General features: G+C 68.7%; 11 protein-coding genes and 3 pseudogenes. 4 read left to right on the top strand and 10 right to left on the bottom strand.

Annotated features, from left to right (window positions below; all coding sequences use genetic code 11):
• Nucleotides 1-60: 60 nt before the first annotated feature.
• A complete protein-coding gene (locus ADL25_RS52395; protein WP_079050847.1) occupies nt 61-147 on the bottom strand; it encodes an MrcB family domain-containing protein in 87 nt (28 codons plus the stop codon).
• A gap of 431 nt (nt 148-578) precedes the next feature.
• On the opposite strand from ADL25_RS52395, the pseudogene ADL25_RS51080 reads away from it, so the two are divergent.
• Nucleotides 579-723, top strand: a pseudogene (locus ADL25_RS51080) (transcriptional regulator); the annotation flags it as partial.
• Here ADL25_RS51080 and ADL25_RS37365 read toward each other — a convergent pair.
• Together ADL25_RS37365 and ADL25_RS37360 are read right to left on the bottom strand one after the other, a co-directional pair.
• Nucleotides 716-1,158, bottom strand: a pseudogene (locus ADL25_RS37365) (transposase); the annotation flags it as partial. The pseudogenes ADL25_RS51080 and ADL25_RS37365 overlap by 8 nt on opposite strands.
• A 300-nt stretch (nt 1,159-1,458) precedes the next feature.
• On the bottom strand, nt 1,459-2,319 hold the full coding sequence (locus ADL25_RS37360; RefSeq protein ID WP_059132377.1) for an enoyl-CoA hydratase/isomerase family protein: 861 nt from the start codon (nt 2,317-2,319) through the stop codon (nt 1,459-1,461).
• 153 nt (nt 2,320-2,472) lie between these two features.
• Here ADL25_RS37360 and ADL25_RS37355 point away from each other — a divergent pair, with 153 nt between their 5' ends.
• A complete protein-coding gene (locus tag ADL25_RS37355) occupies nt 2,473-3,090 on the top strand; it encodes a TetR/AcrR family transcriptional regulator (RefSeq protein WP_059132376.1) in 618 nt (205 codons plus the stop codon).
• Between the two features lie 677 nt (nt 3,091-3,767).
• On the opposite strand, the gene ADL25_RS37345 is transcribed toward ADL25_RS37355, so the two are convergent.
• The 6 genes from ADL25_RS37345 to ADL25_RS37320 form a co-directional block, all read right to left on the bottom strand.
• On the bottom strand, nt 3,768-4,793 hold the full coding sequence (locus ADL25_RS37345; RefSeq protein WP_059132374.1) for an N-acetylglucosamine kinase: 1,026 nt from the start codon (nt 4,791-4,793) through the stop codon (nt 3,768-3,770).
• Nucleotides 4,786-6,069, bottom strand: a complete 1,284-nt coding sequence (locus ADL25_RS37340; RefSeq protein WP_059132373.1) for a 6-phospho-beta-glucosidase — start codon at nt 6,067-6,069, stop codon at nt 4,786-4,788. Before ADL25_RS37340 ends, ADL25_RS37345 begins: the two co-directional genes overlap by 8 nt.
• Before the next feature lie 27 nt (nt 6,070-6,096).
• Nucleotides 6,097-6,954: a carbohydrate ABC transporter permease gene (locus ADL25_RS37335; RefSeq protein WP_059132372.1), complete on the bottom strand. Its 858-nt coding sequence runs from the start codon at nt 6,952-6,954 to the stop codon at nt 6,097-6,099.
• Nucleotides 6,951-7,949, bottom strand: a complete 999-nt coding sequence (locus ADL25_RS37330; protein ID WP_059132371.1) for a carbohydrate ABC transporter permease — start codon at nt 7,947-7,949, stop codon at nt 6,951-6,953. Before ADL25_RS37330 ends, ADL25_RS37335 begins: the two co-directional genes overlap by 4 nt.
• A gap of 2 nt (nt 7,950-7,951) precedes the next feature.
• Nucleotides 7,952-9,301: an ABC transporter substrate-binding protein gene (locus ADL25_RS37325; RefSeq protein ID WP_059132370.1), complete on the bottom strand. Its 1,350-nt coding sequence runs from the start codon at nt 9,299-9,301 to the stop codon at nt 7,952-7,954.
• Nucleotides 9,302-9,427: 126 nt separating this feature from the next.
• Nucleotides 9,428-10,636 carry an ROK family transcriptional regulator gene (locus ADL25_RS37320; RefSeq protein ID WP_059132369.1) on the bottom strand — a complete coding sequence of 403 codons (1,209 nt, stop codon included), beginning with the start codon at nt 10,634-10,636 and terminating at the stop codon, nt 9,428-9,430.
• A 424-nt stretch (nt 10,637-11,060) separates the two neighbouring features.
• Between ADL25_RS37320 and ADL25_RS37315 the strand changes: the two genes are divergently transcribed.
• Complete coding sequence (locus ADL25_RS37315) at nt 11,061-11,945, top strand: GNAT family N-acetyltransferase (RefSeq protein WP_059132368.1); 885 nt, start codon at nt 11,061-11,063, stop codon at nt 11,943-11,945.
• A gap of 140 nt (nt 11,946-12,085) precedes the next feature.
• On the opposite strand, the gene ADL25_RS49385 is transcribed toward ADL25_RS37315, so the two are convergent.
• Nucleotides 12,086-12,244 (bottom strand): hypothetical protein, encoded by a 159-nt coding sequence (locus tag ADL25_RS49385; RefSeq protein WP_159045086.1) that lies wholly within the window; start codon nt 12,242-12,244, stop codon nt 12,086-12,088.
• Between the two features lie 43 nt (nt 12,245-12,287).
• Here ADL25_RS49385 and ADL25_RS51075 point away from each other — a divergent pair.
• A pseudogene (locus tag ADL25_RS51075) lies at nt 12,288-12,559 on the top strand (IS110 family transposase); the annotation flags it as partial.
• Nucleotides 12,560-12,803: the final 244 nt, after the last annotated feature.

Below are 12,803 nucleotides of genomic sequence, written 5' to 3'. Positions count from 1 at the left end.
CCGCCGGGGTGCTGCTGATCGGCTGATTGACCACCCGAGGAGAGGTTGATGAAACTTAAATTAAACCTGACGGTTCGACGGCTTGGTGGTCCCCTGGTTCAACGAGAGGTAGACCCGCCGGCCAGAGGCACTGAACAGGTAGACCACGTACCAACCGGTGGTCGAGCTGGGCGACTACGCTCGCCGAAGACCCGAACCCACGGAATCTCCGACTTGAGGACCGTGCCGTCACGCCCCTCAACTCCCAAGTCGTCCAGCGCAATACCGAGCGCAGCTGCCAGGCGGGCTCCATGAGCTCGAAGCAGATCGGGCAACTGCTGGCGGATGATGAGGCCTCGTTCCTGCATGTCATCCGTGTTCGTCGCCACCCAAGTGGGCTGTAAATCAAGGACCTTACCCAGAAGATCGTTCACGCGTGGCAGCGCAGCTCTGGGCACTGACAGTGCCTCGGTGCGACCAGCACCAGACCAGGACAGCCAGCGACGGAAGATTTACAGTGGGCTGGCCCAGGCGGCTCTCACCAGGTTGTACAGCGCCGACGCATGCAGACCCCATCAAGCCCTACTAGCGTGCGCTCCATGGCTAGTGGCGATTCCTCTGTGTCACGCGACCGCCGCCGCATCGAGTTGCGGGAGTTCCTGCGCAGCCGCCGCGCCCGGGTCTCGCCCGCTGATGTCGGGATGCCGGCCGCGACGTACGCCGGGGCTGCGCCGCGACCCAGTGGAATGCCGTATCCGTCCGTCATGCCCGAGCGTTTCAGGCCCTGTTTGCCGCGGTCGACCGGGGAACGCCCGGCCACCTCACCGCCCCTGGAGCTTTGGTGATGGAGCCGTCTACGGCGATCTGGTCGAGGACGAGACCGACGATCCGGTCGTAGGCGTCGAGCGCGATCTGCTTGAGTCGGGCGAAGACGCCCAGTCGTATCCATTCGTCGCGGCGGCTGCGGATCGTGGCGGCCGAGCAGGTTGTGTCGGCGATCGCCTCGTAAGAACAGCCGAAGCACAGCAGTTGCAGCATCTTGTCGAAGATGATCCGGTCGCTGATGCGTCGGCGGTGGCAGCCAAGTGGATGGTCCGGGTGGTATTCCGGCCGCTCGGGCAGCAGGACCGCGAATTGGTCCCAGAGCGGCTCGGTCAGCCATGATGGAAGCGCAGGCACAGGCCTCCTCGATGATCACAGAGCGTCAGCAACTTCATGATCAACGGGACCTGTGCCCGCTCGGCTACCTACCTTCCCAACCGCGCCTTTACGCGCGGCCGAACAGCGTTATCGAGCTTACGGCTACTTGCGCCGCCCACTCCCCTGCCCGCTGTTTCCGGCGCTTCAGCCGGTCGTGTTCCCGACAGGCCCGGCGAACCAGGGTGGTTGACCTGGCCACTCGACAACGCGCGTGCCGGGCAATGGCTGAGGAACTCTTCCCGCGGAGCCTCTGCGCACGGATGGCGAGAGCTTGGGCACTCAGATGCTGTTGGCGATGCGCTCGTGGTCCCGTTCGCCCTCGCGGGTCTGGATACCAGCGGCGAGCAGCTTGTGGGCGAGCTCGGTGACCTCATCGCCGAACGCCGCGAACAGGCCCTCGTTCTCAACGGCGTACGCCGCACGCGGAATCGGCTGCGCGACCGCGTCGACCGCAGCCTTCGTGATGGAGATCACCTCCGGCCGGAGGCCGGCGATCCGCCGGGCCAGGGTGTCGACGAAGGAATCGAGTTCTGCGGCGGGCAGGGCACGGTTGATCAGGCCGTACCGTTCCGCGAGCTCCGCGCCCACGAGTTCGGCACCGAGGATGAGCTCCAGCGCGCGGGCCCTTCCTGCCAGGCGCGTCATGTTCACCGTCCCGCCGCCCCCGGGAAGGATCCCCATCAAGGACTCCGGCTGCCCCTGCCCCGACTTGCCGATCGCCGCGAATCGCATGTCCAGGTACATGAAGAACTCGTTGCCCGCGCCGCGCGCGAAGCCCGCCAGCTTGCCGATGGTGACCTGCGGCAGCGAGCGGACCTCCTCGCTCATCGCCTGGAGGATGTTCAGGCCTTCCGGGACGGTCGAGCCCGGCGCGGCCGCGATCGCAGCGCGAGTGGCTGCAGGCAGCGCGTCAGGGTCGGTGAGGTAGGCCATGTCACCGTGCGCAACGAAGAACTCCGGGTCAGCGCTCTCGAAGACAATGACGCGGACGTCGGCGTCGTCCCGCACACGCGCGAGGAACGCCCGGAGTGACGGCAGGAGCACCGCGTCCATCAGATTGAGCGGCGGGTGATCGATTGTCACCGTCGCGACCCCGTCCGAGACGTCGATCGTCAGGGCGGGAAGGTCTTCGTAGCTCATGAGGTGCTCCATATCGCGGTAAGGGACGGCCCGTGACCGGGCCGCCGGCTAGGGACAGCGTCGCGAATCTCAGCATCGCGACTGACACTGAGTATCAGATTAGAAACCTGTATCCGAAGAAGCAAACGAGTGTGTCGGAGTACACTCGTCCCCATGAGCACAGCGCCAGTCGGTACCCGTGAGATCAGCCGCCACGCGGTGCGAGCAGAGCTGGCCCGCGTCGCGTTCAACCGGTTCTGCCTCACCGGCTTCAACCAGGTCACCTTCACCGACCTCTCCGAAGCCGCCGGAGTGTCGCGGAGCACCTTCCTGCGCTACTTCGGCACCAAGGAAGACGTGGTCCTGTTCGTCTTCGACCCTGTCGGTGACGTCATCACTGACGCGCTCGATGCCGAGCGGGCCAACCAGGACGACTGGAGCAGGCTGCGCAACGCCCTGGAGTCAGCCGTGAGGTTCCTCGTGCGCGACGTCCAGGAACTCGTGACGATCCTCGGCCTGATCGAGCAGACCCCAGCCCTGTGCGCACGCCTCCGCGAGAAGCAGGCTGAGTGGCGACCAGAGATCGTCGCCCGACTGCAGAAGACAACCTCCACGACCGACGGGTCATCGGTCATCGCCAACGTTCGCGTAGCGGCGGCGCTCGAAATCTTGTGGATCGTCCTCGGGCAATGGAGTGCGAGCGACGGCCAAGAGGACCTCGGCAAACTGCTGGACGCTGCGTTCGCCGCCTTCTCGACCCCGGCACGCCAGCAGACGGACGCTCCGTTGTAAGGGGCCGAGGCGGCGGCTTCCTCGGCGGTGCCGAAGCGGCCGAAAGGAGATTCGTGCACCTGGTCAGCCCCGCTGTCCCGCACTCTTCAGGGATGCCTTGATGCCCAGGCCCGCGGCCTGCCTCGGCGCCTGCAATTCCGCATGGCGCCGTGCCGAACACCTGCGCGGCACCGACAAGACCACGGATGACATCCCCGTCTGCTGGGGCGAGCCCGTGCACTGCGCGTCACCAAACTGTCCGAACAGCACACCTGGCCCGGGCAGGCGGCGCGGCTCCTGACCGAGCATATCGTCGGAGGCCTCTCCGAGATCGCCACCGACGTCCGCCGCCTCGGCGAGCACCGAGTGCGGGAGCCCCGTACATGCCGCCAGGCCCTTCTGACACACGCCGACTACGGCCGCTGCGTCCAAGACCTTGCCGCGCAGGAAGCCACGCGACTCCGCGCACCACGGCCGTCGGACGGCGCCCTGCTGCTGGACGCGCTGTGCATCCCGCATGTTGCTGCTCGCAGATCACTGTGGCCGCGCACCGGGGGCCTCTCGGCAGCGCGGGGCCTTTGCCGTTTCCGGAACCCCCACACCCGCGAGGTGGCCCATGGATCTCAGCTGTGACCTCCACACGTCGCTGTGGACGGCACCCACGCACCGGGCCAGAGCCGGGATCGTCCAGCAGCCTCCTAGCACTCTCCCATGCCAGGTGCTCGGTCGGCGGACGCGTCTGGTGGTTTCCGGGTGGCGATGGTTTCGCGGAGCCTTTCCTGCGCTTCCGCGGGGGCGCCCGCGGTTACCAGTGCCTCTGCTGTAGCGCCGGCGACCGGTGCCACGTCCAGGACCCGGGGAAGGGCCAGAGGTGCCTCGGCAGCCAGGCGGGCGCCGATGTGGTCGCGCAGCAGTTGTTGGTCGTTCTGGAGGGTGCCGCCGCCCAGGATCACCGGGGTCGTGGTGCGCAGCAGACGCAGTCGGCGCAGCAGGGCGGTCACCATGGTGACGATCTCGTCCCCGAGGCGTTCCACGATGCTGCGGGCCACCGCGTCCCCGTTCTCGGCGGCTGCGAAGACCAGCGGTGCCAGGCCGTGCAAGGCGGTGATCTGGATCTCCCCGGCGCTGACGGCCAGCGCGATGGCTTCTACGCTGTCGAGCCCGAAGTGCGCGGGCAGTTCCCGGCGCAGTCGGGTCGCCGGTCCCCGCCCGTCGCCCGCACGGACGGCGGCGCCCAGGCCGGCCCGGGCCACCGCGAGTCCGCCCCCCCAGTCCCCGGTGATGTCCCCGAGGGAGAGGAACCGGGCCGAGCGGCCGCCCGGATGGAGGGCGGCGGCGTTGATGCCGGCGCCGGATACCACGGCGACCCCCCAGCCGTCCGGCGCGCCGGCCCGTAGGACGGCGAGGGTGTCGTTGTGCACGACGGTCCGCTCGGCCACGCCCAGCTGCGTCAGCTGTCGCTGGGCCAGTCGTTCCTGGGCCCGCCGGTCGACGTTGGCGAGGAAGTATGCGCCGGCCGTCACCGGCGTGGTCTCGGGCAGACCGGCCTCGGCCAGCGCTTGCCGGCCGAGGCGGGAGAGTCGTTCGGTGGTGGCCTCCATGCCCTCTGTGTGCGGGCGGGTGCCCGCGCCGCGTACCCAGGACAGCAGCCGCCCCTCGGTGTCCGCGAGGACGAGGTCGGTCTTGGAGTTCCCGCCGTCGACGCCCACCACGAGGTCAGGCATCGACGGCCTCGCTGCCGAAGAACCGGGGCAGATGGCGGCGGTTGGCCTCCAGCAGGGCGTCGAGCAGGGCGTTGGCGACACCCCATTCGCGTACCAGCGGGTTGGCCATGAGGGCTCGCCGTGCCACCGTGCGGTCGCCGGTCAGGGCCGCTTTGACGGTGAGGGTCTCGTAGGCGGTGACTGCTTGGATGAGGCCCAGCATCTCGGGCGGCAGTGGTGGCACGGGCACTGGATGGGGCCCTGCTGTGTCGACGTCGGCGGCCACTTCGACCACCGCTTCGTCCGGCAGGCCGGCCAGTAGCCCGTCGTTGCGGATGTTGACGTAGTGATGGGCGCCGTCGCCGGTGAGCAGGCTGGTGACCAGGGCGGCGGCGGCTTCGCTGTAGTAGGCCCCACCTCGCTGCTCCAACAGGTCGGGTTTGCTGTCGAGGGCGGGGTCCGCGTAGAGCGTGAGCAGTTCCTTCTCGATGGCGAGGACCTGTTCGGCGCGGTGCGCGCCGGCCTGTTGGGTCCGGACCTCTTCCTGTGTGCAGTAGAAGTAGTGGAGGTAGTAGGAGGGGATGGCGCCGAGGTCGCGTAGTGCGCCTGCGGGGAGCCGGACTTGTGCGGCGAGTTCGTCGAGTGTCTTACCGGTCAGCAGGTCCGGCAGCCGGTCCAGGCCGTCCACGGTGACAGAGCGGATCCAGGACAGGTGGTTGAGGCCGGCGTGGCCGAGGCGTACCCGGCCGGGGTCGGTGTCCAGCAGGGCGGCCAGCTGCCGTTGGAACTTGATCGCCACGTTGCACAGGCCGACGGCGCGGTGGCCGGCGTCCAGCAGGGCGCGGGTGACGATGCCGACGGGGTTGGTGAAGTCGACGATCCAGGCTCCGGGCTGGGCCCGGCGCCGTACCTCCTCGGCGATGTCGAGTACCACCGGCACGGTGCGCAGGGCCTTGGCGAAGCCTCCGGGGCCGGTGGTCTCCTGGCCGAGCAGGCCGAAGTCGTTCGGCAGGGTCTCGTCGACCAGGCGGGCCGCCTGGCCGCCCACGCGCAGTTGGACGAGGACTGCGGCGGCGCCGTCCACCGCTTGGGCCAGGTCGGTTGTGGTGGTCAACCGGCCGGGGTAGCCGTGCCGGGCGAGGATGCGGCGGGCCAGGCCGCCGATGACGTCCAGGCGTTCGGCGTTGATGTCGTGCAGGACGAGTTCGTCGACCGGCAGCACGTCGGCGCGCCGGGCGAAGCCTTCGACAAGTTCGGGTGTGTAGGTGCTGCCACCGCCGACAACGGTGATTTTCACTCGTGCTCCCAGGTGAGATGTGGGGTGTCAGCCCTTGACGCCGGTCAGCGCGATGCCCTCGACGAAGACCTTCTGTGCCAGGAAGAACAGCACCAGGACGGGCAGCAGGAACAGCAGCGAGGCCGCCATCTGCAGCTGGTAGGCGTTCTGGTGTCCGTTCTTGGCGAGCTGGCTGAGGGCGACGGCGAGGGTCTGTCCGGTGTCGCTGTTGCCCGTGTAGAGCAGCGGGTTGTAGAAGTCGTTCCACGCGTAGAGGAAGGCGAACAGGCCGACTGCCGCGATGGCCGGGCGGGCCATCGGGATGAGCACCCGCCACAGGATGCGCAGTTCGCCCGCACCGTCCACGCGCGCCGCCTCGGTGAATTCGTCCGGGATGGTAAGGAAGAACTGGCGCAGCAGGAAGATGCTGAACGCGTCACCGAAGAACGACGGCACGATGAGCGGCTTGAGCGTGCCCACCCAGCCGACGTGGGCGTACATGACGTACAGCGGCAGGCTGGTGACCTGGGCTGGGATCATCATTGCGGCCAGGACGACCAGGAAGACCGCCTCCCGGCCGCGCCAGCGCAGCCGGGCCAGTGCGTAGGCCACGGGCACCGAGGAGACAACGACGCCGACGGTGGAGAGTCCGGCGTAGAGCATGGTGTTGAGCAGGTCTCGGCCGAACAGCATGGCCTTGAAGACTTCCCCGAAGTTGCCGAACTCCCAGGGTGAGGGCCACAGGGAGCCGGTGCCGGCCTGGTGCTGGGTCATGAACGCGGTCAGCACGCAGACGGTCAGCGGCAGTAGGAAGCACAGAGCGACGGCGATGGCGGGCGCGTGCTCGGCAACCACGTACAGCGCACGGCGCCCGGCACGCTGCTTCGTCAGTTGAACAGTGCTCATCGGCCACCACCCGAGTAGTGCACGAAGCGGCGCGATGCGCGGATGAAGACCACGGTCGCCGCGAAGATGACGAGGAACAGCAGCCAGGCCATGGCCGAGGCGTAGCCGGTCTTGAAGTACCCGAAGCTCTGCCGATACAGCTCGGTCGAGTAGAAGAGCAGCGAGTTGGCGGGGTAGCCGATCAGGTCGTTGCTGGATGAGGTGGCGTTCGCGGAGCTGGAGGCGACGAACGCCTCGGTGAAGTACTGGAACGTGTAGATCATCCCGGTGAGCAGGGCGAAGAAGATGACCGGGGAGATCGCCGGGAGGGTGACGCTGCGGAACTTCTGCCAGGTGCCCGCGCCGTCGAGTTCGGCCGCCTCGTACAGCTCGCGGGGCACGTCGAGCATGGCGGCGGAGAAGATGACCATCACGTTGCCGCTCGCCCACAGCGCCATGAGGACGAGGCTGGGCTTGGACCAGGCGGGGTCGGAGAACCATCCGGGTCCGTCGACGCCGAAGACGTCCAGCAGCCGGTTGAGGGGGCCGACCGGGTTGAGCAGAACGATGAACGACAGGGCCGCGGCAACGACCGGCACCATCGACGGCAGGAAGAACAGTGTGCGGTACACGGCCCGGCCGCGCTTGACCCGGATGATCACCCACGCGGTGAACATGGCCCAGGCGGTGCGCAGCGGCACCATGACGACGACCATCCACAGGGTGTTGCGCACGGACACCCAGAAGGTGTCGGACTGGGTGAACAGGGCGTGGTAGTTGCGCAGTCCGACGAACTGGACCGGCCGGTAGGAGCCGGCCTGGAAGTCGGTGAGCGAGTAGTAGAGCGTGGCGATCACCGGGTACAGCACGAAGACGCAGAACCCGATGATGAACGGGGTCAGGAAGGCCAGTACGACCCACCAGCGGGCCCGGCTCGGTCGGCGCCGCCCGCCCCGGGCGGTGCGCTGGTGCGCCGTGCCCGGGGCGTCGCCGACGGGGGCGAGAAGGGTCGTCATCGCTACTGCCCGCTCTGGGAGTTGAGATCGTCGATCTTCTTGCCGACCTCGGCGAGACCGCTCGCCACGTCCTTGACCTTGCCCTGCTCGTAGTCGAGCAGGAACGCCCGCCAGGCGTCCAGGTCCTCGATGCCGGCCGGGGTGAGCGTCTTGTAGGAGGAGTGCTTGTTCTCGAAGATGTCGACGAACGGCTTCCAGTGCGGGTCGTCGCGCTTGTCCCAGGCCTTGAGCGCGGCGAACGTGGTCGGGACGTTGTAGACGGTGTCTGCGAGGGTGTTGAGGAACGTGGTGTCGGTGGTGAGCTGCTGGAGCGCGAAGAACGCCTCCTGTTTGTGCTGCGAGCCGGCCGACAGGTAGGCGACGGTGCCGAGGGTGCTGCCTGCGCCGTAGGTGCCCGACGATCCGTCCAGGACCGGCATCGGTACCACGCCGTAGTCGAAGTCCTTCTTCTCCGAGGCGATCTCGCCGACGTGCCACTCGCCGTCGAGTTCCATGGCGGCGGCGCTGGTCAGCAGCGGGTTGCCGGCGTCGTCGGCGTGCGGCTGGTAACGGCCGACGAACTTCTGCACGTTCGCCTCGCCGTAGTAGTCGATCAACTCCTGGTCCCACGTGAGCAGCTGCTGCCACTTGGGGTCGGAGGCGAAGGTGGTCTTCCCGTTGCCGGCGTAGAAATCGGTTCCGCTGTGCGCACCGGTGAAGAGGTACCGGTTGACGTCGTAGTCGGAGCGCGGCACGAAGCCGTAGGTCTTGATGGAGCCGTCAGAGTTCTTGACCGTCAGTTCCTTGGCGTCGGCGGTCAGTTCGGCGAGTGTCTTCGGCGGCTCGGTGATGCCGGCCGCCTTGAACATCCGCTTGTTGTAATAGAGCGCGAAGGCGTCGGTCAGCAGCGGCAGCGCGCACTGCTTGCCCTGGTAGCGGGTGTAGGCCAGGGTCGCGGCCGGGAAGGTTTTCGCTGCGTCGATCTTGGCGGAAGTCAGGTAGGGGCCGACGTCGGCGACTGTGCCGTTGTAGCAGAACTTCGCCACGTTGTCGGGCACGGAGCTGATGAAGACGTCGGGCGGGTCACCTGCGGCGACGGCCTTGGCGTAGGCGGCGTCGTCCTTGTTGGGCACGAACTTCACGGTAAGCCAGGGGTACTTGGTGTGCAGGCGGTTCAGTGTCGCCTTGAACGCGGCGACCTCGTTGGGGAGGTGGTTGAACGTCCAGACGGTGACCGTGGTGGCCGTGTGCGAGGCGCCTGGGGATATGGCGGATTGGGGCTGGGAGTCGGAGGGCCCGGTGGAGGTGCAGCCTGCCAGCAGCAGGACTGCGGCGGCCGTGGCGGCCGCGGCCCCGGTGATAGGTTTGAACACTGATCGTCCTTCCTCGGAGACGGGATTTCCTGGGTGACGGATCGGTCGTCGGTCGACGGGCGCGGCAACGCCCGGTGACCAGTAGCGGCGATGCTGTCCGGCAAGACAGCGTCGCCGCGATGTTTCTCAGGACAGAGTCGATGGCTCAGCCTGCGGCACGGGAGTGGTGGCCGCGGCGAAGGCAGCCTCGCGGGCCAGCTTTGCCGACATGGTCGTGGCTCCGGTGAGCACAGCGTCCTGGCCGAGCCCCGAGGCGACGATGGGCGGCCGGAAGGTGGTGAAATCGGCCAGATGACGGGCGACCGGCTCGAGCAGCAGATCGCCGTTGGCGCCGATGGCGCCGCCCAGCACGATGAGCGCCGGGTCGATGAGGGGGACGACGCAGGCCACCACGTAGGCGACGCTGCGTGCGGTGTCGTCGACGATCGCCAGCGCGCCGGGATCACCGGCGCGGGCCAGGTCGAAGACGGCGCGCGGGCTGCCGTCACCGGGCAGGCCCAGCCGTCGTGCCTCGGCGCTGATGTAGCGGGCGCCCAGGTGTTCCTGCACGAGGTCCCGGCGCTGTCCGGCCGGTGCGATCATGCGGTCGCTGGGCAGGTAGCCGGCCTCACCTGCGACCCCGGTGGCGCCGCGCCGGACCCGCCCGTCCACGACCAGTCCGAGGCCGAGCCCGACGCCGAGGCTCACCAGCACGAAGTCGTCGGTCTCGGTGCCCAGGCCGTGGGTGCGCTCGGCCAGCGCTGCGAGGTTCACGTCGTTCTCCAGGACGAGCGGCACCGGGACGGCCCGGCCGAGCGCCTCGCCGAGCCCCTTCCCGGCGTCCGGCAGCCCGGCCGCGTATGACAGCCGGCGTCCGTCGGGGCCGACCGCGGCGGGCAGTCCGGCAACGACCTGGGTGATCTCCTGCAGCTCCCGGCCGACTTGCCCGGCGAGGTTCGCGCACATCTCCAGGACCTGTCCGACGAGGGCGTCGGCGCCCCGCTCGCCGTGCTGGCCGGTCTCCGCCCGCGCCCGGATCCGGCCGGTGACGTCGGCGACCGCGGCGCGGATCCGCCGGTGCCCGACGTCCACGCCGATCCCGAAGGCGCAGTCGGCGTTCACCCGGTACTGCGCGGGGGCCGGTCCCTTGCGGCCGGTCGCCGGGCCGACCTCGGTGATCACCCCGCGCTCCAGCAGCAGCCCGACCGCGGCGGCCACGGTGGGCCGGGACAGTGGGATCCGCCCGGCCAGGTCGGTGGTCGTGACCGGGCCCGCCTCGTCGATCGCCTCGAGGACGGCGCGACCGTTCAACGACCGCAGCAGCCGCTGCGGACCTGCTGGATAACGGCGGGTCACGGTGCCCTCATCTCGCCATCAGCCCTCTGTAAGAAAGAAAGTTGCTTATTTATACGCGCGGGCCTGGCCGGAATCAACCCTCCAAGCGCCTTCCGTGAGACGGCAGTCAAGTCCGCTGGTACGCCTCGCGAGGCCGGGAGCGGTCGGGAGAGCACAGCTTGAAGTGCCCAACATGTGCTTGAGGGTCATCTCCAGCCGGACACAAGGGCGTCCGGCCCGACGCGCTCGTCGTCTTCAAGCCCGTCTGCTCGGCAGTCCAGGACCCTCGCGGTTGGCGCGATGTGCGTCCGCCCGGCCCCCGAACTTCCCCCTCGGCACCGAACTCGCGGTCACCAAGGCGAGCGACCCGGAGCCGGCGGTGCCGTGACCAAAGGGGGCTGTGTAAATCGTGTGCGGCAGCGCCGTGTTCGCGAGATCGTGGTGCATGGATACAGACGCATACAGCTGGCACTTCACGCAGGACGTGGAGGAGTTCCTCGACCGGGCTGGGGGGTTCCTCTGGTCCGAGCCCGCGTTGCACACCGTCCAGCTGACGGTCGGCGAGATGGTGCGTACGAACGGGATCACCGCGTACGGCGAGGACGTGCCCTACTTCGGCCGGCTCGTGGGTAGTGACGGTACCGTGCGCGCCACCGTCATGCGCACTCCCCCGTTCCAACTCCAGCTCACCACTCTCCCCGACGGGGCGGCTGACGCACTGGCGGTACGGCTCGTCAAGGACGGCAGGGCGATCCCGTCGGTCTTCGGTCCGTCGGAAGCGGCTGCCGAGTTCGCGGCCGCCTGGGAGCGACGCACCAAGGCCACCGCCCGGCTCGCGATGAGCCAGCGCCTCTACCGGCTCGGCACCCTCACCCCGCCTGAGCCCGCGTCCCCTGGGCGCGCCCGCGCCGCCGTGACGGACGACCGCCAACTGATCGCACAGTGGTACAACGAGTTCTGCACGGACATAGGCGGGGAAACCCGGCCCGACCCGGAGAGTTGGGCCGAGAGCCGACTCGCTCAGGGCGGGGTCGTGCTGTGGGAGACCCCCGACGGCACACCTGTCTCCATGGCGAGCGCCTCCCCCGAGGTCGCCGGGCAGGTCCGCGTCACCACCGTCTACACCCCCGCCCCGCTGCGCAGCCGCGGCTACGCAGGGAGCGCCATCGCCAGAGCCAGCCGGACCGCGCTCGACTCGGGGGCCAAGGAGGTCCTGCTCTTCACCGACCTGGCCAACCCTACGAGCAACGGCCTCTACCAACGGCTCGGCTACCAGCCGGTGGCTGACTTCGCGACGCATGAGTTCGGGGACGCCACCACGAAGGGCTGACATCTCCTCAGGGCCGCAGCAGGTTGCTGGCCCACCGTGTGCGCGGCCCGGCGTACGCCAGCCGCGTGCTAGCCGTGCGATCACCGCGTGCCTAGCTTCAGATGCTTGCCGGTTGAATGTCGGTTGATGCTTTCCGGTTCCTAGCCTTTCGTGCGGTTCTTCGTGCCGTATGCCTTGAAGCGGGTCACCTCCTTGCTGGTGGTCGGGGGTACCGTCCGCAGGCGGCGTCCGCCCTGGTCGAAGAGGTGCAGGGTGGTGTCGGTGACCTCGACACTGACCACGGTGTGGGCATGGACCATGCCAACCTGGACCTGGCTGCTGACAGCCCACGGGCAGCGGGCCGTCTACGTGCCCGGACGGACGGTCAATCGCATGGCTGGCGCCTACCGCGGCAAGGCCAAGACGGATGCCCGCGACGCCTACGTCATCGCCGAAACCGCCCGCCACCGACGGGACTTCGCCACCCTCGACGTGCCCGCCCAACTGGCCGCGTCAACCGGCTCCGCGACGTGCTCACCGGCATGTTCCCCGCCCTGGAACGCGCCTTCGACTACTCGGCCCGCAAGGGCGCACTGGTACCGCTGGCCGGCCACCAGACCCCAGCCGCCCTCCGCCGACGCGGCTTGGCCCGACTGACGGCCTGGCTGGGCAATCGAGGCGTCCGCGACGCGGACAGCATGGCCGCCGCGGCCGTGGAAGCCGCCCAGGCCCAGCAGAGCTGCACTGCCCAGCAAGGACGCCGCCGCACAGACCGTCGCCGACCTAGTGCCGCATCAGGCAACGTTTGCCCTGTTGTGATGTGACGCGCCGTCCGGATGCTGTGTTGGACGGCGCGTGGGCGTCATTCTGTCCGGGTGG

This window comes from Streptomyces sp. NRRL F-5122, from assembly GCF_001507435.1.
Lineage (GTDB): Bacteria > Actinomycetota > Actinomycetes > Streptomycetales > Streptomycetaceae > Streptomyces > Streptomyces lannensis.
The sequence above is the reverse complement of the archived record's forward strand: the minus strand, read 5'-3'. Positions and strand labels throughout refer to the sequence as shown.

Coding starts and splice junctions, on each gene's coding strand:
- ADL25_RS37355 (WP_059132376.1), top strand. CDS start 2,473: ATGAGCACAGCGCCAGTCGGTACCCGTGAGATCAGCCGCCACGCGGTG.
- ADL25_RS49385 (WP_159045086.1), bottom strand. CDS start 12,244: ATGGTCCATGCCCACACCGTGGTCAGTGTCGAGGTCACCGACACCACC.
- ADL25_RS37335 (WP_059132372.1), bottom strand. CDS start 6,954: ATGAGCACTGTTCAACTGACGAAGCAGCGTGCCGGGCGCCGTGCGCTG.
- ADL25_RS37315 (WP_059132368.1), top strand. CDS start 11,061: ATGGATACAGACGCATACAGCTGGCACTTCACGCAGGACGTGGAGGAG.
- ADL25_RS37360 (WP_059132377.1), bottom strand. CDS start 2,319: ATGAGCTACGAAGACCTTCCCGCCCTGACGATCGACGTCTCGGACGGG.
- ADL25_RS37330 (WP_059132371.1), bottom strand. CDS start 7,949: ATGACGACCCTTCTCGCCCCCGTCGGCGACGCCCCGGGCACGGCGCAC.
- ADL25_RS37345 (WP_059132374.1), bottom strand. CDS start 4,793: ATGCCTGACCTCGTGGTGGGCGTCGACGGCGGGAACTCCAAGACCGAC.